Below are 18,508 nucleotides of genomic sequence, written 5' to 3' on the forward strand. Positions count from 1 at the left end.
CGCGGATTGTTAGCGCCGAACTCCAACGAGAAAAGCGTCGGACTTCGGCGATAGATGCTACGTGCCTCACGGGTATAAATATGTGAGATCCGGATCCGTCGCTCGGGGGTTCCCCGGAGCCGAACGGCGCGCTTGACGCCGCGCGCTCAGCGGTCCGCCCGCAGCCGTGAACCGACTCACCGACGGTCGCGGAGCGCGGGGAACTCCTCGCGGACCGCGGCCACCCGCTCGGGATCCACCGTCGCGGTGACGACGCCCGGTTCGTCACCGACCGACGCCAGCGCGGTCCCCCAGGGGTCGTACACCGCGCTCCGGCCGCAGAGCGCGTCGTCACCGAACCGACCGCTCCCGTTGACGGCGGCGACGTACGTCAGGTTCTCGATGGCTCGCGCCCGGCCGAGCGTCCGCCAGTGCTCGATCCGCGGGTACGGCCACGCGCTCGGCACCAGTACGCACTCGACGCCCGCGTCGACCATCGCCCGGAACTGCTCCGGGAACCGGAGGTCGTAGCAGGTCGTCACCCCGACCGTGACGCCTCCGAGCTCGACCACCGGCGTCCGATCGCCGGGGACCATCCGGTCCGTCTCCTCGGAGCCGTACCCGAACAGGTGCCGCTTCCGGTAGACGAGCCGGCGCTCGCCGTCGGCGTCGAAAAGCACCGCGGCGTTGGCGAGACCGGACTCGGCCGGCACGTCGATCCCGTCCGCGGCCGACGCCGACAGGTCCTCGACGACGGTCCCGGCGAGCACCGCTACGTCGTGGTCGGCGGCCGCGGCGGCGAACCGGGCGAGCCGGTCGCCGGCGAGGCTCTCGGCGGCGCGGCCGTACGAGTCGAACGCGAAGTAGCCCACGTCGAACAGCTCGGGGAGGACGACGAGGTCGGCGCCCTCGGCGGCGGCCTCCCGAATGCGGTCGAGCGCGCGCTCGACGTTCCCCTCGACGTCGCCGCCCTCGACCGCCAGCTGGACGCCAGCGAGCCTCATGCCGGCGAGGCCAGCGAGGCGCGGAGCGCGTCCTCTAAGTTGTCCAGTTCGGCGTCGAAGTTCCGCTTGAAGAAGGACTCGACGCCGGGGAGGCTCCCGTCGACGACGAACTCGTTTGCGAGCCGGCAGCCGCCGCCGTCGATCTCGGTGATCTCGTGTTCGCCGGTGACGCGGAACGCCCGCGACTTCCCGACGAACTTCACTCGGTTCGGGGGGTCGCGCTCGACGTCCTCCGTCTCGACATCGATCGTCGAGCGGATCATCGGTATCGGGAGCGCGACGTGCCAGGTCGCGCTCCCGTCGTCGTGGACCTCGAAGGAGTCGACCACGCTGATGGCGCCCGCGCGCTGCTCCGCGTCCGAGATGAACGCCCACACGTCGGCGGGCGGCGCGTCGAACTCGAACGTCCGGGAGACTCGAACGGTCATACGATCCCGTTTGGGGCGACGGGGGTTAAAAATGCGCGTCGGCGGAGTCGGATGCGGAGAACGTGACGGCAGTGGGGGACGCGACAGCGCGCGGACGGGGGGACCGCGTCACCTTCTGGCGAGGCGTCACCCTTCCGGCAGGGCGTCACCCCTCGGGCGTCACGCGCCAGGTCGTCGACTTGGCGCGGCCCCACTTCTCGATGTCGACGTCGTCCGACTTCTCGGCGAGGCGGGGGAGCCGCGACCCCACCTGTTTGGCGGTGAGACCGATCGCGTCGGCGATCGTCTTCGAGCGAACGTACCGCTCGCCACGGGTGACGCTGTCCGTGAGGTACGCGAGGATCCGCTGTTCCTCCTCGGTGTACTCGCTCATTGGCGGACGTACGTGTCTGACATTCTTAACGGTTTCTCGTTTTCCACGAGGCGGACGCCGAAGCCGCCGCGGAGAAACGGTCGAGCCGGCGGTCCCCGCGACCGGTCAGTCGAACAGCTGGACCGCGCCGACGGCGAGCGTCGCGAAGACGAACGCGGCCGCGAATCCCCACGCCTTCCCGAGCTGTCCGGGATACGCTACCATCACCACGGCGCCGACGACAGCGATGGCGCCGAGCGCGAGCGCGACGCCGACCTCCTTGTCCGATTCGATGGAACCCTCGCTCATACGAACCGCTTCGCGGGGGACCACTTAGTTCATGCGAACCGAGCGACGCGGTCGGGGGCAACGCGGCGAGCGCTGACGCGGCTCCGGGGTCAGATGATCTCGACGTGGTCGGACGCCTCGTTGAGCGCGAGGTTCGCCGCGATCTCGGCGTTCCGCATGGCGTACTCAGCGGTGTGCTGGAGGCTGACGAGCACCTCGCGAGTCATGAGCAGCGTCTCGTTGTCTAGGTCGTTCGGCAGCTCGTCGAGGATCTCCTGTTCGCGGTCCTCCAGCCGCGAGAACAGGTCGCGGCACTCGACGGTAAGGTCGTAGTCGCGTTCGACGACGGCCCGGACCGCGAGCGCGGTCAACTCGTCGACCTGGTCGGTGAACTCGCGGATCTGCCGCATCGTCGCGCTGTCGACGTCGAGGGTGTGGCCGTCGGCCTCCATCACGATCTCGGCGATGTCCTCCGCGTTGTCGGCGGTGAGTTCGAGGTTCTTCGCGACGGAGCGGTAGCCGATCAGCGGGAATCCCTCTTCGAGACCGACCGCGCGGGCGAGGTTCGGGTTCTGGTAGGCGGTGAAGATGAGCCGGAGCAGAAGGACGAATATCTTGTTCGCCTGCCGCTCGCGGTTGAGCGCGCGCTGCGCGAGGTCGGGGTTGCCGTGCGCGAGCGCCTTCACGGCCTCGCCGCGCATCGTCGATCCGGTGTTCTCCAGCCGTTCGAGCAGGTTATCGAGCGTGAAGTCCTCGGGGTCGACGGAACAGCGGATCGAGATGTCCTCCGGCGTCTCCTCGATGACGCCGAGTCCCATCAGCTGCGTCTCGGCTTTGTACACCGCGTTGATGTGTTCGCTGTCGAGCGTCCCCTCGCTCCGGACGTGGATCACGCGACGGCCGAGCACGTACTGCGCGACGATGGCGCGTTCGAGCGAGCGCGCGTCGAGTCCGTCGGCGTTGATCACCGCCTCCGACTCCTCCGTGCTCACCGACTCGGGGAGCACCGTGAGCGTTCCCTTGCCGCCCATCCGCAGCGACACCTCGTCGCCTTTGTTCACGCCGTGTTCCTGTGCCCACTCGGCCGGGAGAGTCATCGCCAGCGTCGACGGTCCCAACCGTTGGACCTTCCGCGTTTCCATACGCGACCGTATCGTGGGATAGACCTTAACGTTGTTCCCATGTTCATTATATGCTTCATCGAATATACAAGGGGACTCGCTCGGAGACGGCGCCGCGCTCGGACGTCCGAGAGGCGGGACCGAGATCAGGCCGGGGATCGACACCGATACCACGGCGAACGATCCGCGCGCTTATGTCGGTCAGGCGGGGACAACAGGTATGACCGAGCGGGTACTCGTCGTCGACGACTCCTCGTTCCAGCGGACCGTCGTCCGCGACGCGCTGGAGGATCGGTTCGAGGTCGTCGACGAGGCGGAAAACGGCGCGGAGGCGGTCGAGCTGTTCGAGGCGTACGAACCGGACGCGGTGTCGATGGACGTCGTGATGCCGGAGATGACCGGGATCGAGGCGACCGGCGCGATCAAAGACCGGTGGCCCGACGCCGTGATCGTGATGTGTACGAGCGTCGACCAGGAGGAGAAGATGATGGAGGCGGTGAAGGCGGGCGCGGACGGCTACGTGACGAAGCCCGTCGACGCCGCGGAGCTGGTCGGCGAGTTCGAGAGCCACCTCGGCTGAACGCCCTCCGAGATCCGACTCTCCGGAGGGTTAGGTGGGATCGAACGATCGGAGGATCGACGCGAGCGCGCTCGCCAGCTCCTCGAACCGGTCCATCTCCATCGAGTCGGTGGTCACCCACACCCCGTGGTCGTTGGCGATGACCCGGGTGAGGTAGCCGTTCTCGAACACCCGAACCGTGAACCGGTAGTCGCCGAGCTGGGTGTCGGCGTACATCGACTGCGCGTGGAACCCCTGTCGCTCGTTCTCGGCGAAACCGACCAGATCGGCGGTCCGGCTCAGGTCGCTGCGGAGGTACAGCTGCTCGACGTCCTCCGTCGTGAAGTACGTGAGGCTCCGCAGTTCGTCGCCCGTCGCCGTGCGGGCGGCGCTGAGCAGTTCGTCGGCGTGTTCCTCCGGTGGGTGCGACATACGACCACGATCGATGTTCACATACATGAGCGTGTGGGTGGCCGCCGCGCCCGCGGGCGCGACGTCGACCGGGGGCGACGGCGCTCCGGGGGGCCGCCGCAGCCGCGAGCGCCGTCCGAGTCGGCGGGCGGTCGCGGCGACCCGGAGGGACAGAGTTTACCGACTCCCCGTGATCGCTCGTCTGATGAGCGAGTACGACGACGTCTGCGTCCTGTTGCCGACGATGAACGAGGCCGAGACGGTCGCACGCGTCGTCGAGGACTTCCGCGACGCCGGGTTCGAGGAGGTCTTGGTGATCGACGGCGGCTCGACGGACGAGACGCAGTCGATCGCCCGCGAGGCCGGCGCGCGCGTCGTGGAGCAGTCGGGACGCGGGAAAGGGCAGGCGGTTCGGGAGGCGGTCCGCGACCACGTCGACGCGTCGTACGTGCTGATGGCGGACGCCGACGCCACCTACGACGCGGCGGACGCGGACGCGATGCTCGAACCCCTCCTCGCCGGCGACGCCGACCACGTGATCGGGAACCGCTTCGCGGACATGCGACCGGGCGCGATGACTCGGCTCAACCAGATCGGGAACCGCCTGATCAACGTCGCGTTCCGGGCGATCCACCGCGAGGGCTACCGCGACATCCTCTCGGGGTACCGCGCGTTCACCCGCGAGTCGTTCCTTCGGCTCCACCTCACCGCGGACGGGTTCGGCATCGAGACCGAGATGGCCGTCGAGTGCGTGAAGAACCGCGTCTCGGTCGCCGTGGTGCCGATCACCTACCGAGAGCGACCCGGCGGCTCGGCGACGAACCTCCACCCGGTCCGGGACGGCGGCGTGATCTTCTTGGAGCTGTACCGCAAGGCGAAGACGAACAACCCGCTGTTCTACTTCGGCAGCGCCGGCGTGGCGTCGACGGCGGCGGGAGCCGCGATGGGGGCGTTCGTGCTGTACCGGTACCTCGCGTTCGGGATCAGCCACGAGGTGATCGCCGTCGGTGCGGTCGGCGCGGTCATCCTCGGGATCCAGCTGCTCGTGTTCGGCGTCCTCGCGGACATGATCCACTCGCTCCACCGCGAGCAGATCGAGCGGTACGAGCGGGCGGTCGACGCCGGGACGACCGGGCGCCCCTCCGAGACCGGGGGCCGCGACGCCGGCGAGGACCGCGGTTCCGAGGGCCACGGCCCCGATTCGACGCCGCACGAGGAGGCCGGAGAGGCCGACGACTGACCGGGACCGAAACGCCCTCGACGGTCGGTTTCGGGGCGACGTGATCCGGGACACCGTCCGCTTTTATCGCTGCGGAGACATCTGCGAACATGAGCTCCCGTGGCACGTCGTTGCGAGACAGGATCCGCGAGCCGGAGTACACCGGGGAGAACCGCTGCGTTCCGTGTACCGTTCTCAACGGGATTCTCGCCGTCGCGCTGACTGCGGCGGCGGCGGTGTTCGGGCCGGTGGTCGCTGCGGTCGTGCTGGTCGCGTCGCTGGGAAGCATCTACTACCGAGGCTATCTGGTTCCCGGCACGCCGGAGCTGACGAAGCGGTATCTCCCCGACCGCGTGCTCCGCCTGTTCGGGAAGGCCCCCGAGGGGCCCCGAGACGGCTGGGAGGAGGCGCCGACCGGGCGGTCCGACGAGGTGACGGTGACCACGTTCGAGCCGGACGAGACGGTCGACGAGACCTCCGGGCGGGCCGACGCCGACGACGAAGCGGCCGACGCCGACGAAGCCGAAACCGTAGACCGGGCCGACGCCGAGGAGCCGGAGTTCGAGACGGTCGAGCGGATCCGCGACCAGCGCGAGAACGCCGTGGACCCGATCGAGTTCCTCCTCGACGTCGGCGTCGTCGAGCCGACGGACGACGGCGAGGACCTGGTCTTCGAAGCGGAGTTCGCCGAGACGGTCGATGCGCACGTCTCGTCGCTCGAACGCGAAGCCGTCGGAGCGGAGACGCTCGCCGAGATGTTCGGCGTGACCCCGGACGAGGTCGCCTTCGAGGACCGTGACTACCCCGCGGTGACCGTCCTGCGGCGCGTCCGGAAGTGGCCGGGCGACGGCGCGTACCTCGCGGACGTGGCGTCGCATCTCGCCCTCGTCGAGCGCACCAATCGGTGGCTCGACGTGCCGGCCGAACAGCGGCTCTCGATTCTCCAGTCGCTCCGGTCGTTCATCTCCTCGTGTCCGGTGTGCGGCGGCGAGGTCGCCGCGACGGCGAACACCGTCGAGTCCTGCTGTATGGCGCACGAGGTGGTCGCGATCCGCTGTGAGGACTGCGGCGAACACATCCTCGAACTCGAACCGGAGAAGGTCGCGACGCCGGGCGAGGACACGGGCATAACGCCCTGAGCTCGGTCCGGACGGTTTCTACCCCATCTCGACCCGCGGGTCGAGGTAGCCGTACGCCATGTCCTGAACGACGTTTCCGAACACGCCGACGCCGATCACGACGACGGTTCCGCCGAGGAGCACGGGGAGGTCGCGGTCGGCGACCGCCTGTAACAACAGGAGACCGAACCCCTCGATGCCGAACAGGACCTCGATCACGAACGTCGAGAGGACGAGCAGTCCGAGCGCCTCGGTGAACAGCATCGAGAAGAACGGAATCGCGGCGTTCCGGAGGACGTGATAGGCGACGCGATACCCCGACGCGCCCTTCGCTCTGACGAGCGAGACGAACTCGGCCGTGGCGTACTCCCGCGAGTGAGCCCGCGAGTAGCTGACGTAGCCGCCGAGCAGCGCGGTGAACGTCAGTCCGATCGGGAGCAGGTGATCGAAGACGAGCGGCGAGCGGTCCAGTCGGCCGTCGAGCGTGAACGAAAAGAGCATCCCGCCGAGCCAGAAGCCGGGCAGGGCGAAGAGCAGATACGCGGCCGCGACGCCGCCGGACCCGACGCGGCTCTTCGGGTACAACGCGGCGAACATCCCGATCGAGACCCCGCAGACGACGGCCAAGACGAGGGCGGGGACGACGTACGCGGCCGTCCGGGCGGCCGCGTCCATCACGAGCGGAAACACCGGCTCGCCGGTGGACATAGAACTGCCCCAGTTGAGAGTGACCATGTTTCCGAGCCAATCGACGTACACGTCGATCAACGGCCTGTCGAGTCCGCGCGCCGCGAAGTACTCCTCTCTGATCGCCGCGAGCGCCTCGGGATCGTTCTCGCCGGCGAACCTGGCGGCGCCGATCTGCCCGGACAACACCCAGTCTTCGGTGAGCGTGAACAGCGCGAATATCGTCGTGAGGACGACCCAGGAGGTCGCGAGACCCATGAGCACCCGCTTCGTGAGGATCCGCAGCGGGTTCATCCGGACGGACCTCCGTTCCGCGCCGGCGTCGTCGCGTGAACGACCCCCAAAATCGGGGGGATCGACCGAGGCTTCGAGGGCGATTCGGAGGACACGTTTGCGGGCACCACGAGCGGGAAGATATTAAATCACGGGCGTATCTCTGACGCGTGTCTCCGATTCACGCCGAACGGCGGATAATATTTACCGTCGCATCGCGGATCGGTCAGGTGGTTTTAACCCCCGTCCGTCGATACTACGGTCACCCTCCGTATGCCGCCGACAGAAGACGATCCGCAGTTCGAAGACCTCGATTGGAACGAGATTCAGCAGTCGAAACGAACCGTCACGGCCGAGCGGGCAGCGCTGGCGGTCGGCGTGGCGATTCTCGCGCTCGGTCGCGCGTACCAGGAGCTGTCGGCGGGGCTGTACCTGATCGGTGACTGGCGGCCGGTCACCCTCGATTGGGTGTTCCTCCTCGCCGTGACGGTCGTCGCGGCGTACGGCGCGGTCCCGTTCGCGAAGCGGCTGCGGCGACGGCCCGTCTCGCTCCGCGGCGTCCTCCGACGGCGGCCCGCGGTGGTGCTCTCGGGCGCGTTCGTCGCCGGACTCGTCGCCGTCGGCGTGGTCGGTTCGGCGCTCGGCGGCTCCCCACCGCTCCGGTTCCACCACGCCTACCACCCGCCCGTGGGGTTCGCCAGCACCGTTCCCCCGCAGGAGTGTCTCGGCGTCACGACGGGCGGGCCGTTCGATCAGGTGTGTCACGGCACGTGGGAGTACCCGCTGGGGACGAACGAGCGCGGCCACCCGCTCGGGTTCCTCCTGGTCGAGGGCGCCCGGACCGCGGCGTACGTGACCGTCATCTCGGCGGCGTTCATCGTTCCGCTGGCCGCGGCGGTCGGCGTCGTCGCGGGGATCCGCGGCGGCGTCGTCGACGACCTGCTGTCGTCGTACGTCGACGTCCAGCTGTGTATCCCGGCGCTGCTGCTGTACTTCATCGGCTACGCCTACTACGGTCCCTCGCTCCTGTTGCTGCTCGCGACGTTCGGCCTGCTCAGTTGGGGCGGGATTGCTCGGTTGGTTCGCAGCGAGGTGATCCAGCGCCGCGAGGAGGGGTACGTCCTGGTCGCCCGGAGCCTCGGGGCGTCGGGCGCGTACGTCGCTCGGCGGCACATCCTCCCCAACAGCACGAACACGCTCGTTCCGGCGGTGTTTCAGCTGCTCGCGCTGTTCGTCCTCATCGAGGCCGGCGTCGCCTTCCTCGGGTTCCACGAGATCGGCACGTACTCGTGGGGGTCGACGATCAGCGAGTCGATCAACGCGGCGGTCGCCGGACAGTTACAGGAGCGCGCCGACCAGCCGGCCTACAAGATCTGGTGGGTGTCGTCGCTCCCGGCCGTCGCGCTGACGGCGACGCTCGTCGCGTTCAAGACGCTAGGAGACGGCGTCCGGGACGCCCTCGACCCGCGAGGTGACCGGTCGTGAGTCCCTCCCGTGACGGAGCCGCCGGGACCCCGCTCCTCTCCGTGCGCGACCTCCGGACGCGGATCCGAACCGACGACGGCTGGCTCCACGCGGTCGACGGGGTGAGCTTCGACGTCGACCGTGGCGAAACGGTGTGCCTGGTCGGCGAGTCCGGCAGCGGCAAAAGCGTCACCTGCGAGTCGCTCACCGGTCTCGTCCCCCAGCCCCCGGCCGAGGTGTCGTCCGACGCCGTCGAGTTCGACGGCGAGTCCGTCGCCGACCGGTCGGAAGCGGAGCTACGGTCGATCCGGGGGCGTCGGATCGCGCACGTGTTCCAGAACCCGCAGAGCGCGCTCGACCCCGTGTACACCGTCGGCGAACAGGTGACGGAGCCGATACGGATCCACGAGGACGTGAGCCGGTCGACGGCGCGGGACCGGGCGGTCGACCTGCTGCGCCGGGTGGGTATCCCCCGGGCGGACGAGCGCCTCGACAGCCACCCGCACGAGTTCTCGGGCGGGATGCGAGCAGCGAATCGCCATCGCGGTCGCGTTGGCGGGAGACCCGGACCTGTTGATAGCCGACGAGCCGACGACCGCGGTGGACGTGACCGTTCAGGCGCGGCTGCTCGACCTGTTCCGGTCGATCGCCGGCGACGGAACGAGCATGCTGCTCGTGACGCACGACCTGCGTGTCGTCGCCGCCGTCGCCGACCGCGTGCTGGTCATGTACGGCGGCACGATCGTCGAGCGAGGTCCCGTCGAGGCGGTGTTCTCCGACCCCTCACATCCGTACACGCAGGCGCTGTTCGACAGCTACGGGGTGAGCGACGGGGCGTCCATCGCGGAACGGACCGCCCGCGGCGAGATACCGACCGACGGCTGCCGGTTCCGCGCGGAGTGCCCGCACGCGGTCGACGAGTGCGCGGGCGGCGCGCAGCCGGCGTTCCGCTCGGTCGCCGACTCGTCGGACCACGCGGCGTCGTGCGTCCATTACGGACCGGACGGGGACCCGTCGGCGATCCGCGAGAACGCGACGTCGCCGATGGACAGCCGGGCGGAGCGGGGAGCGGAGCGGCGGTCCGCGGACCCCGCGGAGTCGCCCGCGACGCCGACCCCGGACACGGAGGGCGAGCAGCGATGACCGAGGAGCCGATCTGCTCGGTCCGCGGCCTGGAGAAACATTACCCGATCACCCGCGGACTGCTCCGGCGCGAGGTCGGTCGCGTCCGCGCCGTCGACGGGGTGAGCTTCGACGTCGAACGCGGGGAGGCCCTCGGGATCGTCGGCGAGTCGGGCAGCGGGAAGACGACGACCGCCCACACCGTCTTGGGACTCGAGGAGCCGACGGCCGGCGAAGTCCGGTTCGACGGCGACCCGGTGTCGGAGCTGTCGGGCGACGAGCGCCGAGCGTTCCGCCGGCGCACGCAGCTGATCGTCCAGGATCCCAACGACGCCCTCGATCCGCGGATGACGATCGGGGAGGCGGTGGCCGAACCCCTCCGGATCCACGGTCTCGACGACGCCGAACGGCGGCGCGCGATCGTCGCGGACATCCTCGAACGCGTCGGTCTGTCGGGAGACGACCTGGACCGCTACCCGCACGAGTTCTCCGGCGGCGAGAAACAGCGGATCTCGATCGCGCGGGCGCTCGTCGTCAGCCCCGACCTCATCGTCGCGGACGAGCCGACGAGCGCGCTGGACGCGCGAGTCCGCTCCGAGATACTCGACCTGCTGGACCGGATCCGACGCGAGTTCGACATCGCCGTCCTGTTCATCAGCCACGACCTCGACGTCATCCGACGGAGCTGCGACCGGATCGCGGTCATGTACCTCGGTGAGATCGTCGAGCGGGGCGCGACCGAGACCGTGTTGGCGGACCCGGCGCACCCGTACACGCGGGTGTTGCTCTCCTCAGTCCCCTCGCTCGACCCGACGGACAGGGAGCTGGGGCGGCCGCTGACGGACACGGTGCCAAACCCGAGCGACCCGCCGTCCGGCTGCCGGTTCCACCCCCGGTGTCCGGACGTGATTCCACCGGACGACCTCTCAGTTCCCGAGGAGACCTGGCGGACGATCGCGGGCTTCAGGTTCTCGGTCCAGGCGGGGGAGCTTCCGGAGAGCGCGGTCGGAGGTCCCGAAAGCGAGACGCCGACGAGCGGCGACGGCGACGCTGGGAGCCGCACCGCGACGGAGGTCCGGCGCGCCGTCGGTCTGGGCGAGGAACTCCCGGATCCCGAAGCGGACGCGGCGGTCGAGGACGCGGCCGCGGCGCTGGCCGACGGCGACATCGACGCCGCGGACGAGATTCTGGCCGCGGCCTTCACCAGCGTCTGCGAACGCGAGACCCCAGCGGCCGTCGCTCGCCCGGCCGGGCGCGACACAGACCGGGACGCGACCGGGACCGTCAGCTGTCTCCGACACGGCCGAGGGAGAACCTCGGAGCCGGTCCGGTCGGACGGTGACGGAAAAACAGAGAGTTAGAGCGGGTGAGAGGCGAGATAGAGACGGTTGCCCCCGGTCGGACGGCGACGCCGGATCAGCGGACGATCCGCACTGTCGTCTCGTCGGTTAGGCCGCGGTTCTCGGCGTCCGTCGCGTTGACCGCGACGCCGATGGTGTGATTCCCCGCCGCCGCCGGTTCCCACTCCCTTTCCGAGACTCTGAACAGCTGGTCCCACCGTTTCCGGAACTCCTTGCGCTCGCCGCGGTCGAACGACAGCTGTCCCGCCTCGTCGGGCGGGTCCCGGATCGGGACCTCGGCCGCCTCGACGTTGCCGTCGACGGTCCACTCCCAGAGGAGCGGCGAGACCGTCGGGAGCGATATCGGGAGCGGCAGGCGGTTGCGGATCGTCACGGTGAACGGGACCGGCTCGCCGACTTCGTACTCGTCGTCCGGGGTTTCGACGCCGACCGACACCGGAAGGTGACGCAGCCGTCGCGGGATCGGGAGATCGCTCAGCGTCGACGACGGGACCGACCGCAGCGCCTGAAGCTTGGTCGTTCGCTCCTTTTCCGACGGGGCGTGCGCTTCCTCATCGTCGCGGTGGAGGGCGTTCGACTCGTAGATCCGACGCATTAGGGTAGCTACGAGGAGCGAACGATAAAACATTACGCCGAAACACGAGCGACGCGCCGGACTTCGGGCGAGAAGAAGCGCCGGCGGCGGTTACGCCGCGTTACCGAACACTTCCCGCTCGGAGTCGAACCGGTCGTCGAACCGGAGACACGAGATGTGGTGGTCGTCGCCCACCTCGTAGGCGTCCGGCTCGTGGGTCGAACACGGCGAGGTGAACGCGTCGTCCAACATCGTCGCCGCCGAGGACATGTCCTCGGCGCGGAGCAGGTCGATCGCCTCCGAGACCGCGCTTTCCGCGTCGTCGTCCGACAGGCTCTCCGGGAGGTCGAACTCGGTGCGGACCATCCGACCGAACTCCTCGCGCGACGCGTCCGCCGGGTCGATACGCGACCCCTCGACGTCGCTCTCGAGCTCCGCCGTCACCGACCCGACGGAGTCCGCCTCCCGCGCCCGGAGTTTCAGATCCATGATCGACCGCCACGTCTCCTGTGGAAGGTCGTAGTCGGCGTCGCGGATCACCTTCGGACACCGGGTGTGGAACCGACAGCCGGACGGCGGGTCCAGCGGGGAGGGGACGGTGCCGGACAGGAAGATCTGCTCGCCCTCCCAGAGCGGGTCCGGTTCGGGGATCGCGGAGAGGAGCGCCTCCGAGTACGGGTGGTACGGCGGTTCGAACACCTCCTCCGTCGGCGCGATCTCGGCCACCTCTCCGAGGTACATGACCGCGATCCGGTCGGAGATGTGTTCGACGACGCTGAGGTCGTGGGCGATGAACACGTACGAGAGACCGAACTCCTCTTGCAGGTTCTCCATGAGGTTGAGGATCTGCGCCTGAACGCTCACGTCGAGCGCCGAGACCGGCTCGTCACAGACGATCACCTCGGGGTCGACGGCGAGCGCGCGGGCGATGCCGATACGCTGCCGCTGGCCGCCGGAGAACTCGTGCGGGTAGCGGTTCGCGTGGCTCGGGTTCAGCCCGACAGTTTCGAGCAGTTCGTAGATCCGCTCTTTCCGCGCTTCCCCGGACGCGATGTCGTGGATGTCGAGCGGCTCCCCGATGATGTCGCCGACGGTCAGACGGGGGTTCAGGCTGGAGAACGGGTCCTGGAAGATGTACTGAACGTCCTTCCGGAGGTTCCGGAGATCCGAGCTGGACAGGTCTGTGATATCTTCGCCCTTGTAGTAGACGGAGCCGCCAGTCGGCTCGATCAGGCGAAGCATGCTCCGGCCGAGCGTCGTCTTGCCGCACCCGGATTCGCCAACGACGCCGAGCGTCTCGCCCTCGTGGAGTTCGAGGTCGACGCCGTCGACCGCCTTCACCCACTGCGACCGACCGAGCAGCTTGTCGACGAACCCCCCGGTGGAGTCGTAGTACTTCTCTAACCCCTCGACGCGGAGGATCGGCTCGGCGCTACTCATCGCGATCACCCTCGACGTACTGCGCAGCGGCGCCGTCCGCCGGACCGGTCGTCTCGACGGAGTAGGTGAGTCCCTGCGAGAGACCCTCCGTGTACTCGAGGCAGGCGGCGGAGTGTTCGGTGTCGAGCGTGGCCTCCGCGCCCGATTCAACGTCGGTGAGCGGCGGCTCCTTCCGCGTCGCACTTCTCCTCGGCGAACGGACAGCGCGGGTGGAAGCTACACCCGGACGGAAGCTCGACGAGGTCCGGCATCACGCCGGGAATAGTCTGGAGCCGCTCTCGCTTGTCGTTGACGCGGGGGATAGAGCTCATCAGTCCGACCGTGTACGGGTGTTTGGGGTCGTAGTACAGCTCCTCGACCGGCGCCTTTTCGACCGGTTTCCCGGCGTACATCACCATGACGCGGTCACAGACCTCGGCGATGACGCCGAGGTCGTGGGTGATGAGCTGGATCGCCGTGTCGAACTCGTCGGCCAGCTCTCTGAGTTCGTCGAGGATCTGCGCCTCGATCGTCACGTCGAGCGCGGTCGTCGGCTCGTCCGCGACGATCAGGTCGGGGTCGCACGACAGGGCCATCGCGATGATCGCCCGCTGTTCCGATCCCGCCGGAGAACTCGTGCGGGTAGTCGGAGAACCGCTCTTCGGCCTCCGGGATACCGACGCGATCGAGCAGCTGAATCGTCCGAGCCTTCGCCTCCTCCGACGTGTAGTCCAAGTGGTGTTCGATCGCCTCCGCGATCTGACCGCCGACCGTGTACACCGGATTGAGCGCCGTCTGCGCGTCCTGGAAGATCATCGAGATCTCGTTGCCGCGGATCGAGCGGATCTCCGACTCGGACATCTCCAGCAGGTCCTCACCTTTGAACAGGATCTCGCCGCTCTCGATCTGGCCGGGGCTGTCGATCAGTCGCAACACGGAGAGCGCGGTGACGCTTTTGCCCGCTCCACTCTCGCCGACCACACCGAACTTCTCGCCCCGCTCGATGCGATACGAGAGGTCGTCGACGGCGGTCACCACGCCTTCTTGCGTGTAGAAGCGGACGGTGAGATCCTTCACTTCGAGCAGCGCCATCAGTCCTCACCCCCGCGGCCGACACCAGTCTGCTGTGCGTCCAGTGCGTCGTTGATACCGTCACCGATCATGTTCATTGACATCACGAAGATGAAGATGGCCGCACCGGGGTACACCGTCGCCCACCACGGGATCTGGCCGCCCGGTCCCTGGATCAGCGTCGACCGCGTGGCGTTCAACATCGTTCCCCACTCGGCCGAGCTGGGGTCCAGCCCGAGTCCGAGGAACCCGAGCGCGGCGACGCCGATGACGACGCTTCCGATATTGAGCGACGCCAGAACGATGAGCGGCGGCATCGCGTTCGGCGCGATGTGTCTGAACACCACCGAGCGGTCGCGCGCACCGAGCGCTTTCGCCGCCAGCACGTACTCGTTCTCCTTGATCTTCAGCACTTCACCTCTGACGAGACGACCGTATCCCGCCCAGCCGAAGAGGCTGAACGCCAAGACCAGCTGCCAGTAGCCGCCGCCGAGGATGGCGACGATGATGAGCGCCAGGATGAGTCCGGGGAACGCGAAGATTGTGTCGACGATTCGCATCATCAGCTCGTCGACGTTGCCGCCGTAGTACCCCGAGATGGAGCCGTAGATCAGACCGAACGACGCCGTGAGTCCGACGACGATGAAGCCGATCGAGAGGCTGTACCGACCGCCGACGAGGAGCCGCGAGAACAGGTCGCGGCCGGAGCCGTCGACGCCCATCGGATACTGCCACGACGGCGGATCGTACACGTTCACGCTCGGGTCGACCCCCAAGTACAGGATCGTCGTGGGGTCGTACGGGGCCAGCGAGAACGGCTGGACGACCACGCCGAACACCTCAATGGGGCGCGCGAAGAACGCCGCCAGCGCCATCACGACGACGACGACGAGCGCGCCGATCGCGGAGCGGTTCCGCTTGAACTTCCTGAAGCCGCGCCGCCAGCGACCGACCGTTTCGCCGCTCGATTCGTCGGTCCAGTCGGACATCGGCTCTCGGTCTCTGACGCGGTCCGAATCGAATCCGGAGATGCGGATCCGGCCGCGTTCGTCGTGGGTGTGTCGATCAGTCATATCGGATCCTCGGGTCAAGCGCCGCGTACACGATGTCGGCAACGAGGTTCGCGAGAATGACGAAGAACCCGGTAAAGAGGGTGATCGCCATGACGACGTTGATCTCCCGCTGGTTGATAGCGTTGATGAACTCCCGTCCGAGTCCCGGCCAGTTGAACACGACTTCCACGACGACCGACCCGGCCACGATGGATGCCGTGAGCGTCGCCGCGAGCGTGACGACCGAGATCAGGGAGTTCCGCAGTACGTGTTTGAGAATCACCGTCCGCTCGGGGAGTCCCTTCGCGCGGGCCGCGGTGACGTACTCCTTGTTCAGTTCCTCCGTCATCGAGGTCCGCATCACGCGCATGATGCTCGCCGCCGAAGCGGTCCCGATGGTGATGCCCGGAAGGATCAGATACCACAGCATCTCCGGGGAGAGAAGCGACTGCCTCGAGGGCGCGAGCACCGGGAACAGACCCAGATACAGCGAGAATATCAGGATCAAGATCAAGCCGAGCCAGAAGTTCGGGATCGAGATCCCGGACAGCGCGAGGAAGCGGCTGACGGTGTCCCCGAGCTGGTTTTTGTTGACCGCCGCGTAGATCCCCGCTGGAATGGCGATGACGAGCGCGAACGCCCACCCGAAGAGACCGAGCGCGATGGTCTCCGGGAGTCGCCGCCACACGATATCGGAGACTTCACGGCCCGTCTGGAGTTCCTGACCGAAGTCGCCGACGAGCACGTTCGAGATCCAGTCGAGGTACTGCTGCCATACCGGGCCGGAAAGTCCCCAGCGCTCGCGGAGCGCGGCCTCTTCGGCCGCACTCACGTCGGGGTTCAGTGCGACAAGTTGGGTGACCGGGTCGCCGGGAGTCAGGTGGAACATCCCGAACGTGATCACCGACACCCCGAACATGATCGGGATTATCGACAGCGTTCGTTTCAGTATGAAACGTTGGAGGCTCATCGTTGCGTGGTTATCGTGTCGAGTTCAGTTGTCAGTAGACGTAATGACGTCATTTGTGTGATCGGAAACGGGGTGTCCGCGGAACGCCTCAGTTGTCCGCGGCGACCTGCTCGAGCAGCTCTTCGGCGCGTTCGACGTTGTACTCGTTCGTCGGCCGAAGCTCTTCCTCTAAGGCCTCGGCGTCGGTGGTCCCGCTTCCCTGTGCCAGCTCGGGGATAGGCGTCCACGCCGGACGCCCGTAGCCGCTGAACACGTTCTCGACGATCCGTTCGCGCGGGATCAGGTGGTTGATCGCCTGCCGGAGCCGAGCGTCGTCGAACGGCGCGACGTTGGCCGGGTACTGGATGTACTCGTAGCCGCCGGTCTCGATCTCGTACAGGAGGAAGTCCTCCGAGGAGTCGAACTGGTCGAGCGTCGAGGTGTTCAGCCCGTAGGTGGAGTCGATCTCGCCGTTCTGGAGCGCCCCGGAACGAGTGGAGTTGTCGGGGACGATGTCGATCTCGAAGGCGTCGATGACCGGACCGTCCGGGAACTCATCGGAGCCGTCGAACCAGCTGAACGCCTCGCTAACGCCCTTCTGCTCGGTCCAGTAGTTGTCGAACTTCGTGACCTCGTAGTACTGGGCGTCCTCGAACTCGGAGAACTCGTAGGGACCCGTCCCGATGGGGGTGTTGCCCTGACGCGGGTCGATGTTGCCCTTCTCGACTTCCTCGATCTGCGTGGAGTTGAGAATGAGCAGCGCGGGGAGCGAGCGCTCGGCCTCGGCGTCGGCAATCTGAGCGTAGATGTCGACGGTGTACTCGTCGACCTGAGTCACGGTCAGCACCGAGTCGAACGTCTGGGGGGCGAGCACGGAGTTCTCGGCGTACTCGTAGGTCGCGACCACGTCCTCCGCGGTGAGTTCGTCGCCGTTGTGGAACTCGACGCCCTCCTGGAGGTTGTACCGGTACTCCATCCCGTAGGTTCCGTCCTCGGCCGCCTTGGTGGCGTCGTCGGGGAGCAGCACGCGGACTTCGTCGTCCTCGGCGGGGCTGTCCTCCGGGTGCTGGACGATGACCTGCTCGTCCGTGTCTATCGCGCCCTCCTCGGTCGTCCCGACCGCCGACATGTAGTCCGCGTACGCGGTTCGGTCGACGTCGGCCGTGTCCAGCAGCTCGTAGCTCTCGGCGAGCCACGGGTGGATGTTACCCTGCTTGTCGTTGGCGACAAGTCCCTCGTAGATGAAGTTCTGCGCCAGCGTCGACGTCGTGTCGCTGCTGTGCGGCGGGTCGAACGACTCGACGTTCGCGGAGATGGCCATGGACAGCGTGCCGCCTTCGCGGAAATCCGAGAGGTCGGAGTCGCCCGCGGTGTTGTCGCGGTCGATCCACATGACCTGCTCTTCCTGCGGCGCGAACATGTTGTAGCTGTACAGGTTGCCCTGGAAGGGCCACATGTCGAAGCCGTGGAGGTCCGTGTTGGAGACGGAGGTGGAGAGACCGAAGTGAGTGATCGAGCTGTAGCGCTCGTCCGCGAGGTAGTTCCAGACCTCGTCGTACCGCTCTGCGCGGAGTTCGGGGTCCTGAGCGACCTCGACACCGTACCGCGCGGAGTCCATCATGTCGTCCAGCTCGGAGTCGCTGATCCCGTTGAGGTTACAACATGCGCCGATGTTGCTGGAGTGGTGGAGGGCGTTACAGAAGCTCCCGGGGTTGAACGTGCCGGAAAGGCCGATACAGGGAACGTACCCGTTGTTCTGGTACTCGGGGTCGAGCACGCGGCCGGTGTACGTGTTCCACTCGTACGTCTCGACCGTCGTGTTGAAGTAGCCGGTCTGCTCCATCGACTCGGCGATGAGCTCGACCATCTGAAGCCGGTCGCTGTTGTCGGCGTTGACTTCGAGCTGGACGTCGAGGGGGAAGAGTTCTCCACCGTCACCGCCATCGCCGCCGTCACCTCCGTCGCCGCCATCGCCGCCATCGCCGCCGTCGCCGCCGTCGGATTGGCCGCCACACCCGGCCAGGCTGGCTGCTCCAGCCGCCCCGATGGTGGCGATA

Annotated in this window: 17 protein-coding genes and 2 pseudogenes; 6 read left to right on the forward strand and 13 right to left on the reverse strand. The window is 67.6% G+C overall.

Translation table 11 applies throughout. The features are described from left to right. Positions 1-176 precede the first annotated feature (176 nt). The 5 genes from ACODNG_RS04400 to ACODNG_RS04420 form a co-directional block, all read right to left on the reverse strand. On the reverse strand, positions 177-983 hold the full coding sequence (locus ACODNG_RS04400; RefSeq protein WP_434522580.1) for a carbon-nitrogen family hydrolase: 807 nt from the start codon (positions 981-983) through the stop codon (positions 177-179). After that, complete coding sequence (locus ACODNG_RS04405; protein WP_434522581.1) at positions 980-1,411, reverse strand: CoxG family protein; 432 nt, start codon at positions 1,409-1,411, stop codon at positions 980-982. Before ACODNG_RS04405 ends, ACODNG_RS04400 begins: the two co-directional genes overlap by 4 nt. 145 nt (positions 1,412-1,556) lie before the next feature. Further along, complete coding sequence (locus tag ACODNG_RS04410) at positions 1,557-1,784, reverse strand: DUF7123 family protein (RefSeq protein ID WP_008440311.1); 228 nt, start codon at positions 1,782-1,784, stop codon at positions 1,557-1,559. A gap of 105 nt (positions 1,785-1,889) precedes the next feature. Further along, positions 1,890-2,072 (reverse strand): DUF7525 family protein, encoded by a 183-nt coding sequence (locus ACODNG_RS04415; RefSeq protein WP_434522582.1) that lies wholly within the window; start codon positions 2,070-2,072, stop codon positions 1,890-1,892. 89 nt (positions 2,073-2,161) lie between these two features. Beyond that, positions 2,162-3,193 carry a PhoU domain-containing protein gene (locus ACODNG_RS04420; RefSeq protein ID WP_434522583.1) on the reverse strand — a complete coding sequence of 344 codons (1,032 nt, stop codon included), beginning with the start codon at positions 3,191-3,193 and terminating at the stop codon, positions 2,162-2,164. Between the two features lie 199 nt (positions 3,194-3,392). On the opposite strand from ACODNG_RS04420, the gene ACODNG_RS04425 reads away from it, so the two are divergent. After that, positions 3,393-3,752: a response regulator gene (locus ACODNG_RS04425; protein ID WP_434522584.1), complete on the forward strand. Its 360-nt coding sequence runs from the start codon at positions 3,393-3,395 to the stop codon at positions 3,750-3,752. 30 nt (positions 3,753-3,782) lie between these two features. Here ACODNG_RS04425 and ACODNG_RS04430 read toward each other — a convergent pair whose 3' ends face one another. Then, a complete protein-coding gene (locus tag ACODNG_RS04430; RefSeq protein ID WP_434522585.1) occupies positions 3,783-4,163 on the reverse strand; it encodes a DUF7522 family protein in 381 nt (126 codons plus the stop codon). A 184-nt stretch (positions 4,164-4,347) separates the two neighbouring features. Here ACODNG_RS04430 and aglJ point away from each other — a divergent pair, with 184 nt between their 5' ends. Together aglJ and ACODNG_RS04440 are read left to right on the forward strand one after the other, a co-directional pair. Beyond that, on the forward strand, positions 4,348-5,382 hold the full coding sequence (gene aglJ, locus ACODNG_RS04435; protein ID WP_434522586.1) for an S-layer glycoprotein N-glycosyltransferase AglJ: 1,035 nt from the start codon (positions 4,348-4,350) through the stop codon (positions 5,380-5,382). An 89-nt stretch (positions 5,383-5,471) separates the two neighbouring features. Then, a complete protein-coding gene (locus ACODNG_RS04440; RefSeq protein WP_434522587.1) occupies positions 5,472-6,500 on the forward strand; it encodes a hypothetical protein in 1,029 nt (342 codons plus the stop codon). 18 nt (positions 6,501-6,518) lie between these two features. On the opposite strand, the gene ACODNG_RS04445 is transcribed toward ACODNG_RS04440, so the two are convergent. Further along, a complete protein-coding gene (locus ACODNG_RS04445; protein WP_434522588.1) occupies positions 6,519-7,460 on the reverse strand; it encodes an ABC transporter permease in 942 nt (313 codons plus the stop codon). A gap of 252 nt (positions 7,461-7,712) precedes the next feature. Here ACODNG_RS04445 and ACODNG_RS04450 point away from each other — a divergent pair, with 252 nt between their 5' ends. The 3 genes and pseudogenes from ACODNG_RS04450 (at position 7,713) to ACODNG_RS04460 (ending at position 11,386) form a co-directional block, all read left to right on the forward strand. Next, the gene (locus tag ACODNG_RS04450; RefSeq protein WP_434522589.1) at positions 7,713-8,924 is read left to right on the forward strand and encodes an ABC transporter permease; all 1,212 of its coding nucleotides are present in this window, start codon (positions 7,713-7,715) and stop codon (positions 8,922-8,924) included. Continuing rightward, a pseudogene (locus ACODNG_RS04455) lies at positions 8,921-10,046 on the forward strand (ABC transporter ATP-binding protein). The gene ACODNG_RS04450 and the pseudogene ACODNG_RS04455 overlap by 4 nt, the downstream one beginning before the upstream one ends. Next, a complete protein-coding gene (locus tag ACODNG_RS04460; protein ID WP_434522590.1) occupies positions 10,043-11,386 on the forward strand; it encodes an ABC transporter ATP-binding protein in 1,344 nt (447 codons plus the stop codon). Before ACODNG_RS04455 ends, ACODNG_RS04460 begins: the two are co-directional and overlap by 4 nt. Before the next feature lie 55 nt (positions 11,387-11,441). Here ACODNG_RS04460 and ACODNG_RS04465 read toward each other — a convergent pair whose 3' ends face one another. From ACODNG_RS04465 to ACODNG_RS04490, 6 genes and pseudogenes are all read right to left on the reverse strand, one after another. Continuing rightward, on the reverse strand, positions 11,442-11,981 hold the full coding sequence (locus tag ACODNG_RS04465; protein WP_434522591.1) for a hypothetical protein: 540 nt from the start codon (positions 11,979-11,981) through the stop codon (positions 11,442-11,444). 90 nt (positions 11,982-12,071) lie between these two features. Further along, positions 12,072-13,400 carry an ABC transporter ATP-binding protein gene (locus tag ACODNG_RS04470; RefSeq protein WP_434522592.1) on the reverse strand — a complete coding sequence of 443 codons (1,329 nt, stop codon included), beginning with the start codon at positions 13,398-13,400 and terminating at the stop codon, positions 12,072-12,074. After that, a pseudogene (locus tag ACODNG_RS04475) lies at positions 13,393-14,471 on the reverse strand (ABC transporter ATP-binding protein). Before ACODNG_RS04475 ends, ACODNG_RS04470 begins: the two are co-directional and overlap by 8 nt. Further along, the gene (locus ACODNG_RS04480; protein ID WP_210113204.1) at positions 14,471-15,523 is read right to left on the reverse strand and encodes an ABC transporter permease; all 1,053 of its coding nucleotides are present in this window, start codon (positions 15,521-15,523) and stop codon (positions 14,471-14,473) included. Before ACODNG_RS04480 ends, ACODNG_RS04475 begins: the two are co-directional and overlap by 1 nt. Then, positions 15,516-16,472 (reverse strand): ABC transporter permease, encoded by a 957-nt coding sequence (locus ACODNG_RS04485; protein ID WP_434522593.1) that lies wholly within the window; start codon positions 16,470-16,472, stop codon positions 15,516-15,518. Before ACODNG_RS04485 ends, ACODNG_RS04480 begins: the two co-directional genes overlap by 8 nt. An 88-nt stretch (positions 16,473-16,560) precedes the next feature. Continuing rightward, entirely contained in the window at positions 16,561-18,318 is a 1,758-nt protein-coding gene (locus ACODNG_RS04490) for an ABC transporter substrate-binding protein (RefSeq protein ID WP_434523055.1), read from the reverse strand. Positions 18,319-18,508: the final 190 nt, after the last annotated feature.

Source organism: Halorubrum sp. AS12 (assembly GCF_051122765.1).
GTDB classification, from domain to species: domain Archaea; phylum Halobacteriota; class Halobacteria; order Halobacteriales; family Haloferacaceae; genus Halorubrum; species Halorubrum trapanicum.